This is a genomic window from Micromonospora sp. NPDC005806 (genome assembly GCF_042871425.1).
In the GTDB taxonomy this organism is placed as follows: domain Bacteria; phylum Actinomycetota; class Actinomycetes; order Mycobacteriales; family Micromonosporaceae; genus Micromonospora.
In genome coordinates this window covers 283,453-300,871 of the sequence record NZ_JBIAIL010000003.1, presented here as the reverse complement: position 1 = coordinate 300,871, position 17,419 = coordinate 283,453, and the positions used below count along the sequence as shown (strand labels likewise).

General features: G+C 74.6%; 16 protein-coding genes and 1 pseudogene. 7 read left to right on the top strand and 10 right to left on the bottom strand.

Annotated features, from left to right (window positions below; genetic code table 11):
* Positions 1–2 precede the first annotated feature (2 nt).
* The 3 genes from ACFYOS_RS06230 (at position 3) to ACFYOS_RS06220 (ending at position 4,399) form a co-directional block, all read left to right on the top strand.
* The gene (locus ACFYOS_RS06230) at positions 3–884 is read left to right on the top strand and encodes a hypothetical protein (protein ID WP_387136329.1); all 882 of its coding nucleotides are present in this window, start codon (positions 3–5) and stop codon (positions 882–884) included.
* Positions 877–3,582 carry an FtsK/SpoIIIE domain-containing protein gene (locus ACFYOS_RS06225; RefSeq protein ID WP_387136328.1) on the top strand — a complete coding sequence of 902 codons (2,706 nt, stop codon included), beginning with the start codon at positions 877–879 and terminating at the stop codon, positions 3,580–3,582. The genes ACFYOS_RS06230 and ACFYOS_RS06225 overlap by 8 nt, the downstream gene beginning before the upstream one ends.
* Before the next feature lie 148 nt (positions 3,583–3,730).
* Positions 3,731–4,399, top strand: coding sequence for a hypothetical protein (locus tag ACFYOS_RS06220; RefSeq protein ID WP_387136327.1), 669 nt, complete (start codon positions 3,731–3,733; stop codon positions 4,397–4,399).
* A 66-nt stretch (positions 4,400–4,465) separates the two neighbouring features.
* Here the strand turns inward: ACFYOS_RS06220 and ACFYOS_RS06215 are convergent, their stop codons facing one another.
* Both ACFYOS_RS06215 and ACFYOS_RS06210 read right to left on the bottom strand, forming a co-directional pair.
* A complete protein-coding gene (locus ACFYOS_RS06215; RefSeq protein WP_387136326.1) occupies positions 4,466–4,993 on the bottom strand; it encodes a GNAT family N-acetyltransferase in 528 nt (175 codons plus the stop codon).
* A gap of 147 nt (positions 4,994–5,140) precedes the next feature.
* Entirely contained in the window at positions 5,141–5,887 is a 747-nt protein-coding gene (locus ACFYOS_RS06210) for a TioE family transcriptional regulator (protein WP_387136325.1), read from the bottom strand.
* 16 nt (positions 5,888–5,903) lie between these two features.
* Between ACFYOS_RS06210 and ACFYOS_RS06205 the strand changes: the two genes are divergently transcribed.
* On the top strand, positions 5,904–7,106 hold the full coding sequence (locus ACFYOS_RS06205; protein WP_387136324.1) for an erythromycin esterase family protein: 1,203 nt from the start codon (positions 5,904–5,906) through the stop codon (positions 7,104–7,106).
* Between the two features lie 150 nt (positions 7,107–7,256).
* Positions 7,257–7,706, top strand: coding sequence for a hypothetical protein (locus ACFYOS_RS06200; protein WP_387136323.1), 450 nt, complete (start codon positions 7,257–7,259; stop codon positions 7,704–7,706).
* A 70-nt stretch (positions 7,707–7,776) separates the two neighbouring features.
* Here the strand turns inward: ACFYOS_RS06200 and ACFYOS_RS06195 are convergent, their stop codons facing one another.
* The 8 genes and pseudogenes from ACFYOS_RS06195 to ACFYOS_RS06160 all read right to left on the bottom strand — a co-directional run bounded on the left by ACFYOS_RS06195 (position 7,777) and on the right by ACFYOS_RS06160 (position 15,622).
* Positions 7,777–9,027 (bottom strand): beta-ketoacyl synthase N-terminal-like domain-containing protein, encoded by a 1,251-nt coding sequence (locus ACFYOS_RS06195; RefSeq protein ID WP_387136322.1) that lies wholly within the window; start codon positions 9,025–9,027, stop codon positions 7,777–7,779.
* Entirely contained in the window at positions 9,024–10,292 is a 1,269-nt protein-coding gene (locus ACFYOS_RS06190; RefSeq protein ID WP_387136321.1) for a beta-ketoacyl-[acyl-carrier-protein] synthase family protein, read from the bottom strand. Before ACFYOS_RS06190 ends, ACFYOS_RS06195 begins: the two co-directional genes overlap by 4 nt.
* Positions 10,289–10,696 (bottom strand): cupin domain-containing protein, encoded by a 408-nt coding sequence (locus ACFYOS_RS06185; protein WP_387136320.1) that lies wholly within the window; start codon positions 10,694–10,696, stop codon positions 10,289–10,291. The genes ACFYOS_RS06190 and ACFYOS_RS06185 overlap by 4 nt, the downstream gene beginning before the upstream one ends.
* Positions 10,689–11,405 carry an SRPBCC family protein gene (locus tag ACFYOS_RS06180; RefSeq protein WP_387136319.1) on the bottom strand — a complete coding sequence of 239 codons (717 nt, stop codon included), beginning with the start codon at positions 11,403–11,405 and terminating at the stop codon, positions 10,689–10,691. Before ACFYOS_RS06180 ends, ACFYOS_RS06185 begins: the two co-directional genes overlap by 8 nt.
* Positions 11,406–11,773: 368 nt before the next feature.
* A pseudogene (locus tag ACFYOS_RS06175) lies at positions 11,774–13,117 on the bottom strand (acetyl/propionyl/methylcrotonyl-CoA carboxylase subunit alpha); the annotation flags it as partial.
* Positions 13,117–13,593, bottom strand: a complete 477-nt coding sequence (gene accB, locus ACFYOS_RS06170; RefSeq protein ID WP_387136318.1) for an acetyl-CoA carboxylase biotin carboxyl carrier protein — start codon at positions 13,591–13,593, stop codon at positions 13,117–13,119. The gene accB and the pseudogene ACFYOS_RS06175, both read right to left, overlap by 1 nt.
* Complete coding sequence (locus tag ACFYOS_RS06165; RefSeq protein ID WP_387136317.1) at positions 13,590–15,293, bottom strand: acetyl-CoA carboxylase carboxyltransferase subunit alpha; 1,704 nt, start codon at positions 15,291–15,293, stop codon at positions 13,590–13,592. Before ACFYOS_RS06165 ends, accB begins: the two co-directional genes overlap by 4 nt.
* Positions 15,290–15,622: a TcmI family type II polyketide cyclase gene (locus ACFYOS_RS06160; RefSeq protein WP_387136316.1), complete on the bottom strand. Its 333-nt coding sequence runs from the start codon at positions 15,620–15,622 to the stop codon at positions 15,290–15,292. The genes ACFYOS_RS06165 and ACFYOS_RS06160 overlap by 4 nt, the downstream gene beginning before the upstream one ends.
* A 436-nt stretch (positions 15,623–16,058) precedes the next feature.
* Here ACFYOS_RS06160 and ACFYOS_RS06155 point away from each other — a divergent pair, with 436 nt between their 5' ends.
* Positions 16,059–16,871, top strand: a complete 813-nt coding sequence (locus ACFYOS_RS06155; protein WP_387136360.1) for a BTAD domain-containing putative transcriptional regulator — start codon at positions 16,059–16,061, stop codon at positions 16,869–16,871.
* A gap of 159 nt (positions 16,872–17,030) precedes the next feature.
* On the top strand, positions 17,031–17,378 hold the full coding sequence (locus ACFYOS_RS06150) for a TcmI family type II polyketide cyclase (protein ID WP_387136315.1): 348 nt from the start codon (positions 17,031–17,033) through the stop codon (positions 17,376–17,378).
* The last annotated feature ends 41 nt before the right edge of the window (positions 17,379–17,419 follow it).

The following is a 17,419-nucleotide window of genomic DNA, read 5'->3' as shown; positions in this document are numbered from 1 at the left end:
TCGTGTCCATCGTCGAGGACATCGGCGCGCAGGTCCGCGCCACCGCCGAGGAACTGCCGCTCGTCCAGCTCGCCGCCGCCCTGGAGAAGTTCGGCCAGGCCACCGAGCGGCTGCGTTGGGTCCGCCAGGAGTCGGCCAACCCGATGGGGGTGCCGGAGCTGTCCGCCGCGACCGAGCACGCCGAGACCGCCGGGTACGCGCTGCGGGTCGCCCAGGAGCAGCTGTCCGCGTACCTGGCGGCGATCGGGCTGGCCGCCGACGGGTCACCGGCCCCGACCGGCGAGCAGCGCCGGCCGAAGCACGACGCGCCCCGGGGTGAGACGCAGCCGGCGGGACCGGGCGGCGCGGCAGAGCCGGGCGAGCAGCCGACGATGCGGCGCTGGTGGGCGGTGCGGGTGGCCGAGCTGACCGGCGGCCGGGAGGGCGCGCCCGGCGAGCCGGACGAGCGGGTCGGCGACTCCCGGGAACTGCTGCGCCGGGTGGTCACCGGGGTCCGCTCCGGCGACCGGGACCGGCTGCACCGCGAGCTGCGCGGCGCGCATGCCGACGTCGGGCTGGGGCTGGCCGCGATCGCCCCGCCGCTGCTGCGGGATCTGGCCGGCGAGCTGCTCGGCCACCCGCCGCGCGCCACCGACCTGTCCCGGCTGCGCCGGGAGCTGGACGGGCGGGTCCGGGACCTGCTGCCCGGGCTGCCGCCGCCGGTGCTGGACGCCCTGCTGACCCGGGTCTGCCGGATGCCCCCGCCGCGCCGTGCCGGCGACGAGGAGCAGCCGCACGCGGCCGACCCGGCGGTCACCGCCGGGGTGGTCACCGGGGTGCTGCTGGATCGGCTCGGCCGCGACCTGCCGAAGGACACCGACGAGCGGGAGCCGTCCCGTGGCTGACGTCCGCGCCCAACTGGTGTCGCGGGTCCGGGGGATGCTCTCCGAGGCCCTCGGCGCGACCCGCAACGGGCTGGCCGGCGCGGACGCCGAGCTGGCCGCCGGCCGGGACCGGCTGGTCCGGGTCCGGCGCGCCGCGGCGGTCGTACCGGAGCGGGTGGGCGCCGCCCGCGATCGCCGGCTGGCCGAGATCGACGCCCGGCACGCCGCGCGGATCGCGGAGCTGACCCGGCGGGCCGCCACGGCGGCCGAGCGGGAGGCGCCGGGCGCGGCGTCCGCGCGCTGGGAGCGGTGGCGACCCACGCCCGCCGGCCGGGCCGAGGCCCCTGGCGCGGTCCGGGTCGGCGCGGTACGCATCCCGGGCGGCGATCCGGTACCCGCGCTGGTGCCGCTGCTGGACGCCGGCCACGTGCACCTGGCCGGCAGCGACCGCGACGGCATCGCCGCGGTGGTGCCCGCGCTGCTGCTGCGCTCGGTGGGCCGCGCCGTCCCGGGCACGGTCCGGCTGTTCGGGTACGACCCGGAGCGCCTCGGCGGCGGGCTGGCCGGGTTCGCGCCGCTCGGCACCGCCGGGCTGCTCACCTTCGTCGGCCCCGGCGGGCTCGGCCGGCTGCTCGACGACCTGGTGGAGCAGATCCGCCGGATCAACGAGACCGTGCTGGCCGGCGAGTACGCCTCGCTGCGGGCGCTGGCCGCGGCCACCGGACGGCGGCCCGAGCCGTGGCGGGTGGCGGTGCTGCTCGGCGGGGACGAGCTGTCCCGGCACGAACGCGGCCAGCTGGACCGGGTGGTCCGCACCGGCGCCGCCTGCGGCGTGCACCTGGTGGTGCGCGGCATCGAGCTGCCGGACGACCCGACGGTCACCCGGATCGTGGTGGAGCCGGACGACGCCCGGATCGCCGGTCTGCCGGTGGTCCTCGACGCGCCGCCGCCGGCCACGCTGGTCACCGAGACCTGTCGGGAGGCGGCGTCCCGGGTCAACGCCGGCCCGCCGCCGGCGCCCTTCACCGACCTGCTCCCCCCGCCCGACGAGTACTGGCGGGAGGACTCCGCGCACGGGCTCACCGCCCCGGTCGGTGAGGGCCCACACGGGCGGCCGGTGCTGCTCACCCTCGGCGACTACCCGCCGCACGCGCTGATCGGCGGCCCGTCGGGCACCGGCAAGACGAACCTGATCTTCGCGTGGATCGGCGCGCTCGCCTCCCGCTACTCCCCCGCCGAGCTGGAGTTCTACCTGCTGGACTTCAAGGAGGGGGTGTCCTTCGCCCGGTTCGCCCAGGGCCGGCGCGACCCCAGCTGGCTGCCGCACATGCGGCTGGTCGGCATCAACGTCAACACCGACCGGGAGTTCGGACTGGCGCTGCTGCGCTTCCTCGCCGAGGAGCTGCGGCGGCGGGCGGAGGCCGCCAAGAAGCACGAGGTCACCAAGCTGGCCGAGCTGCGCGCGGTGGACCCGACCGGGCACTGGCCGCGCATCGTCGCCGTGGTGGACGAGTTCCAGGCGCTGCTCGCCGGCCGGGACGTGGTCGCCCGGGAGGCCGCCGACCTGCTGGAGGACCTGGCCCGGCGGGGCCGCTCGCAGGGCATCCACCTGGTGCTCGCCTCGCAGGACGTGCGCGGCATCGAGGCGCTGTGGGGGCGGCCCGCCCTGGTCGCCCAGTTCACCCTGCGCATCGCGCTGCCGAAGGCGCTGCGCATCCTGGCCGAACGCAACGACGCGGCGCAGTCGCTGCCCCGGCACCACGCCGTGGTCAACGCGGAGTCCGGGCTGGTCGAGGGGAACGAGGTGGCCCGGATCCCGTCCGCCAGCGACTGGGAGGCGTGGAGCGAGCTGCAGCACCGGCTGTGGCGGATGCGCCCGCAGGACGCCGCCCCGGCTCGCCTCTTCGACGGCGACGCGATCCCGAAGCTGGCCGACGCGCCGGACTTCCGCGCGTTGACCGCCCCCGAGCAGGGGGTACCGCGCAGCCCGGTGGCGCTGCTCGGGGAGATCATCGACGTGCAGGCCCGCTCGGCGGCGCTGCGGCTGCCCCGGGCCCCCGGCCGCAACCTGGCCGTGCTCGGCACCCGGGTCGACGAGGCGTGCGCGGTGCTGGACGCCGCCGCCCGCTCGCTCGCCCGGCAGCACCGCCCCGGCACCGCCCGGTTCTCCATCGCCTGCCTCGACCCGGACGCCGATCCGGCCGCGCGCGCCCTCTACGAGGACCTGGCCGACGACGCCGCCTGGTACGACGAGGAGACCATGCCCGAGCTGATGGCCGAGGTGGGCGACTCGCTGGGCGCCCCGGGCACCCGGAACAACCCGCACTACCTGCTGCTGTACGCGGTCGACGCGGCCGCCGGTCAGCTCGCCGGGAAGGCCGGCGGGCGGACCGGCCTGGAGCAGCTGCGGCGCATCCTGCACGACGGGCCGGAACGGCGTACCCACGTGCTGGCCTGGTGGCGCGGGGTGGCCCGGATGCGGGCCGACCTGGGCGGGCCGGCAGCGCGCACCGACCAGATCGGCGCGTGGGTGGCGCTCGATGTGCAGGGCGCGGAGTTGGGCTCCTCGCTCTATCCGGGCACCGGGGGCCCGGACTGGTACCCGCGCCCGTGGCGCGGCCTCTACTTCGACCGGGCGGTGCACCGCACCGGACAGGTGATCATCCCTTTTGACATCCACCTAGCCCTAAAGGACCGAGATTCCCACGGTCGCCCGTGAGGTTTCCTGCTTCGTCGCCGACCGCCGCGTCGGTGCCGGTTGCCGGGCGGGATCCCGCTCGCCTTGCTGATGAAGCAGCTCTCCCTGCCCAGCAACGCATAAATTCAATTGCCTGCCCCAACGGCAGGATTCCTTGGAAAGAGCTCGGATGAACGAACCGGTCGCCAGTGAGACGTACGCCGCCCAGATCCGTCGGCTCGCCGAGCTGACCGCCCGGGTGGCCGCCCAACGCGCCGAGGCACACACCTGGTACGCGCAGCAGTGCGCCGCCGCCGACCGGGCGGTGGCCGAGGCCACCGAGCAGGTCCGGCGGGCCGAGACGAAGGTGGCCGAGGCGCGGGAGCAGGTCGAGCGGGTCGACGCCGAGGCCACCCACCTGTGGGGGCAGCTGCGCGCCCGGATGGGCGCGGGCGGGCGGCGGCTGGGCGACCCGCCGGGGCCGGCCCGGGACGCCAGCGGGGACCCGGTGCCGCTGCTGCGCGGGGTGCGGGAGCTGCTGGACCGGACCCGCCAGCCGGGTGAGCTGCCCGGCTCGGTCAACCCGCTGCTGGTCTGTTGCGGGATCGGCGGGTCGGTGGTCGCGTACGCGCTGGGGTTGGGCGCGCGGGCGCTGGGGCACGGCTCCGGCGGCGACCTCGCGGTCGGCATGCCGGTGCTGGCGCTGGTGGTGACGCTGCTCGGCCCGCTGGTCGGGCTGGCTCCGGCCCGTCTGCTGGCGGACCGCCGGCACGCCGCGCTGACCCCGCGCCCGATGCTCGTGGCGGCTGGCGCCGGCCTGGTGACCACGGTCCTGCTGCTTGCCCTCGCTCCGCGCTGACCGGGTTCCGGCGGCCGCCGGCGGACCGAATTCCTCCGCGTTCTCGGCGCCCACCTGACAGCGCCCCTACCCGGCCCTGCGGAAGTTTTCGTAGCCCATGATGTAGAGCTTCTTTCGCGGGTCGAGGGCGTAGGGCACGACTTTGCCGGTCTCGGTGAACCCGAGTCGCCGATAGAAGGCCTGCGCTCGCTCGTTGTCCTCGTGTACGCCGAGGGTGAGCCATGCGGCGTCGGTGTTGTCCCGTGCCCACCTGATCCCGACGTCCATCAACCGGGTCGCCAGGGCAGTTGGCTCGCCGCGGTGTGCCGGTGCCACGTAGACGCCGTGGATGTGTGCGTGGCCGGGGACGTCATCCGGCGGGGCGGAGCTGGCCATCCCCACCCAGCGGCCGTCCTCGGTGGCGGCGATGAACGTCGCCGAGGTCGGTGAGGTCGCGTGCTGTGCAGCCTGCTGCCGCCAGACCTCGTCGGCGAGTGCGGCGGTGTCGGCGTACGAGGTGCCGAAGGCGGTCGGTGAATCCAGCAGCGCCTCCAGGCGTAGGGCGCGCAGTTGGCGCCATTCCCCCGGCTCGGTCCTGCGTACGACGTACGTCATGTGCTGCTCCTGCGATGAGAGGTGATTCGGGTCCGGGCGCGGACCTGCGGGTCCACCAGGGTGGCGGTCGTGCCGGCGGGGGCGGCGGTCATGCCGATGATCGTGCCGATGGCGTCGTCACTCGGCCTGTCTCCAGGCGGGGTCCGGTCAGCAGCCGAGGTAGGCGTCCAGTGCGGCGGCGCCGGTGAGCATGGCGCGGCTGCGGCCCGATAGGCGGGCATGCCAGTCGCACAGCATCGACTCAAGCGGTGCGACGCCTCCGGCGGAGCGGACTTGGACGATCAGCGGGACGATCTGCTCCAGCAGGTAGCCGCCCCGTCGGAGCTGGTGGACGAGTAGGGCGTCGCGCACATCGGCCGCGCTGTAGACCCGGTAGCCCGTCCGCGGGTCGCGGCGCGGTTGGACCAAGCCGGCGCGTTCCCATTTGCGCAGGGTGGCTGGGCGGATGCCGAGCCTTCTCGCCAGGGGGCCGACGAACGTGTCGCCGCGTTCCTGCGGTACGGGACTGAGGTCGTGAAGCGCAGCTTCGACGGCCTGGAGGGTGCGGCGGTCGGCGAGGAGCTGGGCGTGGCTTTCGTCGATAAGCCGGAGCGCGTCCTCAGTCGTGCCCCGGTTGATCGCCTGCATGATCAACGTGGCCGTCTGGTGGCCGTGTCCGGGCACGAGGGCGAGGAACGCGCGCAGCGCTTGCGCGTGCAGCGGCGTGTACGTGCGGTAGCCATGCGGAGTGCGTTCGGCGCCCGGAAGGATCCCGGCCGCCTCGTAGTTCCTGATCGCCTGCGTGGACAGGCCGTGGCCACGCGCCAGGTCAACCGGCCTGAGCTGCCCACCATCTTGAGGGTTTCGCTGCACTGTTCTGCCAATATCGCGGATAAGTTTCAACCGTTGGTTCAACGATACCGTTGAGGGTGTGACTGCTGCTATCAAAGACGCCGCCCATTTCGTCGACGCTGCTACCGTCCTGGGGTTGCTCCCGGCCCGGCCGCGGCTGCTTGCCCTGGGTGAGCCCACCCACGGCGAGGACGTTCTGCTCGACCTGCGAAACGATCTCTTCCGGCAACTCGTCGAGCAGGAGCGCTACCGGACGATCACGATCGAGAGCGGCTGCCTGATGGGCCTGGTCGTGGACGACTACGTCACGTCGGGCACGGGCACCCTCGACGACGTCATGGAGCGCGGCTTCAGCCACGGGTTCGGCGCGTCTGCCGCCAACCGCGAGCTTGTGCGTTGGATGCGTGCGTACAACGACGGCCGGCCGGTGTCAGATCGGCTGCGCTTCGCCGGTTTCGACGGCCCGCTGGAGATCACCGGCGCCGCGAGCCCTCGGCAGGCCCTCACCGCGCTCCACGCCTACCTCACCGCCTGGGTTGACGCCGACCTGCTTCCCTGCACCGCGGAAACGCTCGACCGCCTGCTCGGCGCCGACGACCGGTGGACCAATCCCGCCGCGATGATGGACCCGTCCCAGTCCGTGGGGCAGACGCCCGAGGCCAAACAGCTGCGGCTGCTCGCCGACGACCTGGTAGCCCTGCTTGACACGCAGACGCCACACCTGATCGCGGCGTCCTTGCCGGATGACTGGGACCGGGCACGCCTGTACGGCCGCACCGCCACCGGGCTGCTGCGCTACCACTTCTGGATGGCCGACACGTCACCGAGCCGCATGGCGTGGCTGCTGGGCGTGCGGGGCTCGATGATGGCCGCCAACCTGCTCTCCATCGCCGAACGGGGCCCGGCGCTGGTGCACGCCCACAACGCGCATCTCCAGCGGGACAAGAGCAGGATGCAGATGTGGGAAGGGCCGGTTGAATGGTGGAGCGCCGGGGCGATCGTCAGCGCCCAACTGGGCGAGGGGTACGCCTTCCTGGCCACGGCCCTCGGCACGATCCGCCACCACGGTGTGGACACCCCACCCCCGGACACCATCGAAGGGCTCCTGTACGCGCTCCCGGAGGACCGATACGTCGTCGACGCCCGTCGACTGGCCGCTATCCTCGGCGACGGGATGCCCGCTCCCCGCGTGTCCCCATGGTTCGGCTACGCCCCGCTGGACCCGGCCCACATGGCTAGCAACGACGGGATCGTGTTCGTCAAGGACGCCCCGCCGAGCTAGGGCCTCATCTCGCCGGCCGCCGGCCGCCGGATGCCGCCGTGCCGTCTGGACAGTCGACGATGAACGGGCGTACGCGGCCTGTCGGTGGGGGCCGGTACCGTCCGGGGCAGCCGTCGGCGCCCGGCCGGCGGCGGCGCGCGAGGAGGCTCGATGACCGGTGGACCACCGGCGCTCATCGCCATCGACCACGACGACTACCACGCCGAGCACGTCGGGCGTACCGCCGACGGCCGGCAGTTCTTCCTCACCACACCGTTCGAGCCGGGCGACCCGGAGACCGGCGGGGGCGCCGAGTTCGTCGCCCGCTACCTCTTCGACGCCGCCGGCCGGCTGCTGGAGGCGACGATCGACGAGTTCGGCCCCCGGCACCTGATGGACCGCGACGCCCAGCGGCGCACGTACGAGGCGCGGTTGGCGCAGCTCGGACCGGTGACGTTCGGCCGGATCGAGGTGGCCCCCTTCGCTGTCGAGCGGTCCGGCACCACGTTCGGCCTGATCCCCCGCCCGCCGGAGGCGGATGACGGCTGGTGGGTGGAGCTGCACCCGGGCAACTACATGGCCTTCACCGAGCCCTGGGACAGCGGCGAGTACGACACCTGACCGGTCCCGACCCCCGGTCAGTCGCGCTCGAGCCGGCCTGACGGGCCCGAGCGTCCCGCACCGGACCCGGTCACGCCTCGTCGCCTGCCGGCGGTGGCGCGGCGCCGCGCAACACCAGCGCGCTGTTGAAGCCGTCGAAGCCGCGGGCGCCAACCAGCGCGATGCGGCTGCGCGGCCGGCGGGGCTGCCGCAGGAAGCTCAGTTCGCACCCCTTGGCGGGCCGGTCCGGGCCGGCCGAGGCGGGCAGCAGGTTGTGGTGGAAGGCAAGCAGCGCGGTGGCCGCGTCCAGCGCCGATCCGCCCTGGTGGGCCCGTCCGGTCAGCGGCTTCTGGGTGGTCACCGGCGGGGTGTGGTCGCCGAACACGGCCCGCAGGGCGGCCGCCTCGGCCCGGTCGTACGCCGGCACGCCCAGCGCGTCCGGCCAGACCACGTCCACGTCGTGGGCGCGGACCCCGGCCCGCTCCAGGGCCTGCCGCAGCGCCCGGGCGTAGTGGGTCGGATCGGGGCCGGCGTCCGGGTCGGTGGGGGCGGCGTCGTGGGTGGCCGCCCAGCCGGTGATCTCGCCGTAGATCCGCGCGCCCCGGGCGAGCGCGTGGCCCAACTCCTCCACCACGAAGACCGCGCCGCCCTCGGCGGGCACGTATCCGTTGGCGGCGGCGTCGAACGGCCGGTACGCGCGGTCCGGGTCGGTGGTGTCGCTGAGCAGGCCGGATCGCAGCTGGCAGGCCAGCGCGTACGGGCTCAGCGGGCACTCGGTGGCCCCGGCGATCACCACCGGGGTGCCCCGGCGGACGGTCCGCACGGCGTGGGCGAGGCTGTCCAGCCCGCCGGCCGACTCGGACACGGTCACCCCGGACGGCCCCTTGAACTGGTGGCGGATGGAGAGCTGCCCGACGCTGGCCGCGTAGAACCAGGCGATCGACTGGTACGCCCCGACCGTGCGGGTCGGGCCGCCCCAGAGGCGTTGCAGCTCCCGCTGGCCGAACAGGTTCCCGCCCGAGGAGCTGGCGAGGGTGACCGCCCACCGGTACGGGTCGGGCGACACCACGGGCAGCCCGGCGTCGGCCAGCGCCAGCCCGGTGGCGGCGAAGCCGAGGTGCGTCCACCGGTCGGTCTGCACCCGCTGCCGGGTGTCGGCGTACCCGCCGGCGTCGAAGTCGGGCACCTCCCCGGCCACCCGGGTGGGGTACGTCGCCGGGTCGAACAGGGTGATCGGGCCGGTACGCCGGGTGCCGGCGAGCACACTGTCCCAGTGCGCGTCGTTGCCGACGCCGGTGGGCGCCACCACCCCGATCCCGGTCACCACCGCCCGCGCGGTCATCGCGTCACCGCCAGCCGCCGGAAGATCATCGCGGACTGGAAGCCGCCGAAGCCGCTGCCCACCGAGAGCGCCACGTCGACCGGCACCTCGCGGGCCTCGTTGGGCACGTAGTCCAGGTCGCACTCGGGGTCGCGGGTGGTCCAGTTGGCGGTGGGGGGCACCACCCCGTACTCGATGGCGAGCGCGCACGCGGCCATCTCGATGGAGCCGATGGCCCCGAGCGAGTGTCCGACCATCGACTTGATCGAGCTGATCGGCACCCGGTACGCCGTGGCGCCGAGCGCCCGCTTGAACGCGGCGGTCTCGTGCCGGTCGTTCTGCCGGGTGCCGGAGCCGTGCGCGCTGATGTACGACACCGCAGACGGGGCGAGTCGGGACTGCCGCAGCGCGTCGCTGATCGCGACGGCCATCTCCACCCCGTCGGGGCGCAGCCCGGTCATGTGGAAGCCGTTGCTGCGGCTGGCGTAGCCGGCCAGCTCGCAGTAGACGTGCGCGCCCCGGCGGCGGGCGTGCTCGGCCTCCTCCAACACCAGCACGGCCGCGCCCTCGGCCAGCACGAAGCCGTGCCGGTCGGCGTCGAACGGCCGGGAGGCGTGCTCCGGGTCGTCGTTGTCCGGGCTGGTGGCCTGGATGGCGTCGAAGGAGGCGACGGTGACCGGAGAGATCGGCGAGTCGGACGCCCCGGCCAGCACCACGTCCGCCTCGCCGTCGGCGATGAGCTGGTGGGCGTACCCGATGGCGTCGATGCCGGAGGTGCAGCCGGTGGAGACGACCTGGGCCGGGCCGTGCAGGCCGTGCCGGCAGGCGACGTCGGCGGCCAGGCTGCTGGGCACCAGCGCCTGGTAGAGGTACGGGCCACCGAGGGCGTGGTCGACCAGCCAGTGCCGCCCCGAGTCGCTGACCCGGACGTACTCCCGCTCGAGGGCCATGGTGCCGCCGACGGCGGTGCCGAGCACCACGCCGGCGCGCTCGCGTTCGGCGTCGGTGAGGGTCAGGCCGCTGTCGGCGAGGGCCTCGATGGAACAGGCGAGGGCGAACTGCACGTACCGGTCGGCACGTTGCCGTTCGGCGAGGGTGATCCCGGCGGTGTCCGGGTCGAAGTCGCACTCGGCGGCGATCTGCGAGCGGAACGGCGACGGGTCGAAGAAGCTGATCCGCCGGGTGGCGGTGCGCCCCTCGGTGATGGTCTTCCAGAACCGGTCCCGGGTGGCGCCGCCGGGTGCGACGACGCCCACGCCGGTGACCACGGTCCGCCGGCCGGTCACGACGGTTCCCGGGGTGGTGGGGCCACCTCGGTGTCGACGTGGCCCAGCTCCGGACGGGGGGCGAGCGGTCCGAGGTGGAAGACCACCTCGGCCGGTTCGTCGCCGGTGTTGCGCAGCCGGTGCCGGACGTCCTTCGCCACGAAGAGCGCCTCCCCGGCGGTGAGCGGCACCGGCCGGTCGTCCAGGTCGACGGTGATCGCACCGCGGGCGACGTAGAGGAACTCCTCGCTGTACGGGTGGTAGTGCTCGGCGATCCGCTCCCCCGGAGCGAGGGTGGCCACCCCCATGAAGCCGGATGTGCTGCCGACGGTCCGCGGGCCGAGCAGCACCCGCAGCTCGCCGCCGCGCCGCCGGTCGGCGGGGACCTCACGGGCCGACACCGGGGCGGTGGTGGTCTCAGGCATCGGGGCCTCCCTCGGCGGACGCCGGCTTCTCGAGCCGCTCCTTGATCACGGCCAGCTGCACCTTGCTGTTGGTGTTGATCCGCTCGGTCATGCCGGCGTTGTCGACGGGCGCGTTCGGCTTCATGGCGAAGTCCTGCACCCAGGTCATCCGGGTGCCGCCGGGGATCTCGTCGTAGCGCCAGTGGATGTGCATGTACTCGAACGGGCCGGTCTCCACCCGGCGGGCCTGGACCTGCCGGGTGACCGGGTCGGCGGTACGTTCGCTGACCCAGCTCCAGGACACCCCGTTCTCGTCCGGGTGCATGGTGAGCCGGAACCGGACGGTGTCGCCGTTTCGCTCGATGATCTCGGCGACGGCGTACTCGGTGAACAGCTCGGTCCACCGGGCGACGTCGTTGGTGACGTCCCAGACCAGGGGCAGCGGCGCGGCGATGTCGACGCTGTTCTCGGTGTGGCCTGGCGGATCGGCCTTGCGGGCCACCAGGTCGGCGACACCGGCGATACTGAGCTGCCCGGCCTGCTCCGGGATCTTCACCCGCCAGCGGTCCGCGACGACCGCGGAGAGTTCGAGCAGCGCCAGCGAGTCCATGCCGAGCTCCTCCAGGCTGGCGGCCGGGGTCCGCGCGGCGGCCTCGGCGTCCAGGCCGCAGTGCGTGACCAGGATGTCGGTGATCTCGCTGGCGAGCGGTCGGTCGGGAGCTACGGTCATCGGGTCCTCCAAGCGGTCGGGCCGGCGGCGGGCGCGGCGGTGACGGGGGTACGGCCGGCCGGGTCGGCGTCGGCACGAGCGGCGGGTACGGGGTCGGCGGCCGGCCGGTCGCTGTCGGTGCGCGCGACGGGTACGAGATCCGCGGCGCCGGGCGGGCCGACCGGTCCGGCGACCGGCCCGGTGCCGGCGGGTCCGGTTCCGTTGACGGCCGGGACGCCGCCGGTGGGGTGGGTCCCGTTGACGGCCGGGACGCCGCCGGCGGGGCGGGTCCCGTTGACGGCCGGGACGCCGTCGGCGGCACCGACCCCGTGGGCGCGCCCGTTCCCGTTGGCCGGCGCGGTACTGGTGGACGCGGTGTCGGCGGGGGCCGCGAGCAGCCGGTCGACCAGGCCGGTGGTGTGCCGGCCGGCGCGGAAGGCCGGGTCGCGCACCACCCGCCGGGCGAACGGGATGGTGGTGCGGACGCCCGGGCCGGACACCTCGAACTCGCCGAGGGCGCGGTCGAGCCGGGCCAGCGCCCCGTCCCGGTCCGGCGCCCAGACGGCCACCTTGGCCAGCAGCGAATCGTAGTGCGGGCTGACCAGGTAGCCGGGGTGCCCGTGGGTGTCGACCCGGGTGAACGGGCCGCCCGGGGGCCGGAACCGGTCGAGCCGGCCGGGCGCGGGGGCGAAGTCGCGGTCCGGGTCCTCCACGTTCACCCGACACTCCACCGCCACCCCGCGCAGCCGGATGTCCTCCTGCCGCCAGCGCAGCGGCGTACCGGCGGCGATGTGCAGCTGCTCGTGGACCAGGTCGACGCCGGTGACCAGCTCGGTGACCGGGTGCTCGACCTGGATCCGACAGTTGATCTCCAGGAAGTGGCACTCCTCCGCCGCGTCGACCAGGAACTCGAACGTGCCGGCGCCGGTGAAGCCGACCGCCAGGGCGCCGCGCAGGGCGCTCTCGGCGAGGGTGTCCAGGGTGGACTGTCGGAGCGCCGGGGCCGGGGCCTCCTCGACGAGCTTCTGGTGGCGGCGCTGCACCGAGCAGTCGCGGGTGCCCAGGTGGATCCCGTTGCCGTGACCGTCGCAGAGCACCTGCACCTCGACGTGCCGGGCGTCGGTGAGGTACCGCTCGACGTACACCCGGTCGTCGCCGAAGGCGAGCTGGGCGGCGGCGCGGGTGCGGGCGTACGCGCGGGGCAGCACGGCGGCGGAACGGACCACGGTCATCCCGCGCCCGCCCCCACCGGCGGCGGCCTTGACGATCACCGGGTACCCGATCTCGGCGGCCACCTCCAGCGCGTCGGCGGCCGTCGGCAGGGTACGCACGCTGCCCGGGGGCAGCGGCAGCCCGGCCTTGCTCATCAGCTCCCGGGCGGTGGACTTGTCGGCGAGCGCGGCCATCACCTGCGGCGGCGGGCCGACGAAGGTGAGCCCGTTCTCCGCGCAGATCTCGGCGAAGTCGGCGTCCTCGGAGAGGAAACCGTAGCCCGGGTGGACGGCCTGCGCGCCGGTCTGCCGAGCGGCCTCGACGATGGCGGCGGCGTTGAGGTAGCTCTGCCGGCTGGCCGCCGGTCCGATCTGGACGGTCTCGTCGGCCAGCCGCACCGGCAACGAGTCGGCGTCGGCGCTGGAGTGCACCACGACGGTCCGCACGCCCAGTTCCCGGCAGGCCCGCAGCACCCGCAGGGCGATCTCGCCCCGGTTGGCGATCAGCACCTTCTCGAACATCAGTCACCCCGCCCGGTGAGCGGTTCCAGGGCGATCAGCGGCTGGTCGTACTCGACGGGTTTGCCGTCCGCCACCAGCACCTCGACCACCCGGCCGACCTGGCCGGCGGTGACCTCGTTCATCAGCTTCATCGCCTCGACGATGCCGACCACCTGGCCGGGCCGGACCACGTCGCCGACGGCGACGAAGGGCGGGGCGCCGGGCTCCGGGGCCCGGTAGAACGTGCCCACCACGGGCGCGCGCACGGCCGGCCGGTCCGCCGCGGCCGTCGCCTGGACTACCGCCGCCGGGACCGGTTCGGGGTCGGTCCGCGGCGCGGGCACCGGCCGGGCCGGACCGTGCCACTCCACCTCCAGCAACGTCTCGCCGCTGCGCAGCCGGACCCGACGCACCGGGCCGGCCAGCTCGGCGACGAGCTTGCGGGCCTGCCGGCGCAGCCCCTTCAGCACGGTCTCGGAGCCGTCCGCCGCACTCATCGCGTCACCTCCACGATGCGCGCCGCGCCGTAGCGGCGGAACCGGTGCCGGCGGCGACGGACCAGGGTCGCCGGCGGCACGTCGAGCAGCCCGGCGAGGTTGGCCGCGACCGCCCGGCCGAGCAGGTCGGCGGCGCCCGTCGGGTCGCCGTGGGCGGCGGGTGCCGGTTCCGGCACCACCTCGTCGACCACCCCGAGCCGGCACAGGTCGGCGGCGGTGAGCCGCAGCGCACGGGCGGCCTGCGGGGCGGCGGAGCTGTCCGGCCAGAGGATCGCGGCGCAGCCCTCCGGGCTGATCACCGAGTAGACGGCGTGTTCGAGCATCAGCACCCGGTCGGCGACCGCGAGGGCGAGCGCCCCACCGCTACCGCCCTCCCCGGTGACCACCGCGACGACCGGGGTGGGCAGCACGCTCAGCGCCAGGATGTTCTCGGCGATCGCCGCCGCCTGCCCCTGCTGCTCCGCGTCCACCCCGGGGTCGGCGCCGGGGGTGTCCACCAGGGTCACCACCGGCAGGCCGAGCCGGGCGGCGAGGCGCATCAGCCGCAGCGCCTTGCGGTGCCCGGCCGGGCTGGCCATGCCGAAGTTGTGGGCCACCAGTTCGGCCGTGGTGTGTCCCTTCTGGTGGCCGATCACCATCACCGGGCGGCCGTCGAGCCGGGCCAGTCCGCCGACGACCGCGGGGCAGTCCGCGCCGAGCCGGTCGCCGTGCAGCTCGACGAAGCCGTCGAAGGCGGTCTCCAGGTAGTCCAGGGTGGTGGGCCGGCCGGGGTGGCGGGCCGTGCGTACCGTCTCCCAGGCGTCGGGCTGCGGGCCGGCCTCCGTCACGGGCGCGGTGGCGGGCACCGGGCGCGACGCCGGCCCCGGCCGGGGTACCGGCGGACGCCGGGCCGCCCGAGCGGCGCGCGCCGCGGCGAGCAGGGCGGTCAGTCGGCCGCGCAGCGCGTGCCGGGGCACCACCATGTCGACCTGGCCGTGCTGGAGCAGAAACTCGGCGGTCTGGAAGCCGTCCGGCAGGGTGGCGCCGGTGACCTGGCGGATGACCCGGGGGCCGGCGAAGCCCATCCGGGCGCCGTTCTCGGCGAGCACCAGGTCCGTGTTGGTGGCGAAGGAGGCCGCCACCCCGCCGTAGGTCGGGTCGGTGATGACGCTGACGGTGAGCAGGCCCGCCTCTCGCAGCCCGGCGATGGCCTGGCTGACCGTGGCCATCTGCATCAGCGACAGCGGGCCCTCCTGCATCCGGGCACCGCCGGAGGCGGTGACCAGCACCAGCGGCACCGCGTCGGCCTGTGCCTGTTCGGCGGCACGGGTGATCAGCTCGCCGACGGCGCAGCCGAGACTGCCGCCGAGGAACCGGAAGTCCATCACCGCGAGGGCCACCGGGTGGCCGCCGATGCGGGCGGTGCCGCAGAGCACCGCCTCGTCGAGGCCGGTGCTGGCGCGCGCGGCGCTGAGCCGGTGCGGGTACGGCAGCGCGTCGACGAAGCCGATCGGGTCGATCCGGGCCGCCCGGTCCGGCAATGGGGTGAACGAGTCCGGGTCGACCAACTGCGCCACCCGGTCGGGGGCGTCCAGCCGGGCGTGTGACCCGCACTCGGGACAGACGTCGAGGTTGCGACGCAGCCGCTTGCGGTACAGCAGCGAGGCGCAGCCGTCGCAGCGCGACCAGAGTTGCTCGTCGCGGGGTGCGGTGGTGGTCACGGCCGCCGCCCGGGGGCGTCGTACCGGTAGAAGCAGTGGGCCATCGCGTCCCGCGGCGAGCGCCAGGTCGGCAGGTACGGCGAGATGTACGGGCGCAGCCGCTCGCTGACCCGGATGAACTCGGGGTGCCCCCGGACGTCCTCCACCGCGCCCTCGGCCGGCAGCTCCGTCTCCAGGAGATGGACGTACAGGTCGTGCAGCCGGTAGAGCGACCGGTGTCGGACGCCGACCAGGCCGGGCAGGTCGGTCGCGTCCGACTCGGCGAAGATCTCGGCGACGCGATCCTCGGCGGTGGGCACCACCTTGGCGACGATGAGCGAACGGTCCATGGACAGCCTCCCCTGGGGCGCGCGTCCCGGTGCGGGTGCCACCGGTCCCGCCGCGACTCCCGCCACCGTGCAGCCGCAACCGTCTATGCGGCGTCACCCCGCCGCTATCCCGACTGGAAAGCCGTGACGCTGCGTTGACGCAACCTGTGCGCCAGCTATCTGAAGATCATCTACCATACGTGAATAGCGACACTTTCTCGCAGTTCAGCGCCGCTTTTGGCCGCTCCTACCGGGACGGTCACATTGACGATCAGCCGTTGACCCAGCGTAACCGCCGTTGTTAATCTCCGATTAGGGAAGCCCGGCGACCTCGGCGTCTGCCGCCGGGGCGGAGCCGTTCCGACACCGTGGTCGCGGGCAGCCGAGCCGGGCATCAGGAGACGGTTGGGACGAGGGTTCCGGTGCAGGGGGTGCGCCCGTGTCCGGTCAATCGAGGCTGCCGACGGCCGGCGACCCGGTAACGCCGCAGGTGTCACTGCACCTGCTGGGCGGATTCCGGCTGCTCCACGACGACGTCCCGGTGGTGGTGCCCCGGGGCCTGCAACGGGTCATCGCGCTGATCGGACTCCGGCCGGCCGCCACCCGCAGCCACCTGGCGGGCCTGCTCTGGCCGGAGACCTCCGAGGAGCGGGCGCTGTCGTCGCTGCGGACCGCGCTGTGGCGGTTGCGACAGGACCCCTGCTGCCCGCTGTTCACCGACGGTGACACCGTCCGGCTGGGCACCGCCGTCCACCTCGACGTCAACGAGCTGGTCGAGACCGCCGCCCGGGTCCGCGACGGCGCGGCTCCCCGCGCCGCCAGCGCCAGCGGCCGCCACGACCTGCTCCCCGGCTGGTACGAGGACTGGGTGCTGCTGGAGCGCGAACGGCTGCGCCAGCTCCGCCTGCACATGCTGGAGGAACTCGCCGGCAACCACCTCGCCGCCGGCCGGCACGGCGAGGCCCTGGAGGCGGCCCTGGAGGCGATGGCCGCCGAACCGTTGCGGGAGACCCCACACCGCCTGGTGGTCCGCATCCACCTGGCCGAGGGGAACGCGTTCGAGGCGGTGCACGCCTTCTACGTCTACCGGGACCTGCTCCTGCGCGAGCTGCGGCTGGAGCCCTCCGCGGAGATGGCCGCGCTGCTCGCCGACACCCTCGCCCCGATCCGGCGGGCCACCCGGCGGGAGCCGCCACCGCATCGGCCCGATCGCGCCGGCCCGGCCCCGCACCGCGGCCCGACCGCTCCCACCGCACCCGGCTCGCGCTGAGCCGACGGCACCGGCCACAGAGGACGTCACAGCTGGTGTCACGATCCGGCAACAATCGGTGACGGGCAGGTGACAGCCGCTCCGGCAGGGTGTGCCCCACAGGGTGTCCGACGCCCCCTCGGCCCCGAGGTCGGGGCGTCACCGGCGAGAGGGGTCCCGATGAGTCGACTGTTGGTGGTCAGCCGGATCGTGCCTGGCGCGGAGGGACGGGTGGCGCAGATCCTCGCCGAGTCCGACGCGACCGAGCTGCCCCGGCTGACAGGCGTCCGGCACCGATCGTTGTACTGCCTCCACGACTTGTGCGTACACCTGATGGAGACCACGGACGTCGACCCGGCGATGGCAGCCGAGGCGCGCGACCATCCGCTGTACCGCCGGGTCAACGAACGGCTCTCGGCGCACACCTCTCCGTACCTGCCGACCTGGCGTTCCCCGCGGGACGCCGTCGCCGCCTGCTTCTACAGCTGGGACGCGGCCGACGCGCGGACGGCCCGCCCGCCGCGCTGACGCCCGCTCGGACCCCGCGACGGCGACCGGCGTTCCGGGAC

What these genes read in the sequence shown, in the direction of transcription:
- ACFYOS_RS06220 (WP_387136327.1), top strand. Translation starts at nt 3,731, where the DNA reads ATGAACGAACCGGTCGCCAGTGAGACGTACGCCGCCCAGATCCGTCGG.
- ACFYOS_RS06215 (WP_387136326.1), bottom strand. Translation starts at nt 4,993, where the DNA reads ATGACGTACGTCGTACGCAGGACCGAGCCGGGGGAATGGCGCCAACTG.
- ACFYOS_RS06200 (WP_387136323.1), top strand. Translation starts at nt 7,257, where the DNA reads ATGACCGGTGGACCACCGGCGCTCATCGCCATCGACCACGACGACTAC.
- ACFYOS_RS06195 (WP_387136322.1), bottom strand. Translation starts at nt 9,027, where the DNA reads ATGACCGCGCGGGCGGTGGTGACCGGGATCGGGGTGGTGGCGCCCACC.
- ACFYOS_RS06185 (WP_387136320.1), bottom strand. Translation starts at nt 10,696, where the DNA reads ATGCCTGAGACCACCACCGCCCCGGTGTCGGCCCGTGAGGTCCCCGCC.
- ACFYOS_RS06180 (WP_387136319.1), bottom strand. Translation starts at nt 11,405, where the DNA reads ATGACCGTAGCTCCCGACCGACCGCTCGCCAGCGAGATCACCGACATC.
- accB (WP_387136318.1), bottom strand. Translation starts at nt 13,593, where the DNA reads ATGAGTGCGGCGGACGGCTCCGAGACCGTGCTGAAGGGGCTGCGCCGG.
- ACFYOS_RS06160 (WP_387136316.1), bottom strand. Translation starts at nt 15,622, where the DNA reads ATGGACCGTTCGCTCATCGTCGCCAAGGTGGTGCCCACCGCCGAGGAT.
- ACFYOS_RS06150 (WP_387136315.1), top strand. Translation starts at nt 17,031, where the DNA reads ATGAGTCGACTGTTGGTGGTCAGCCGGATCGTGCCTGGCGCGGAGGGA.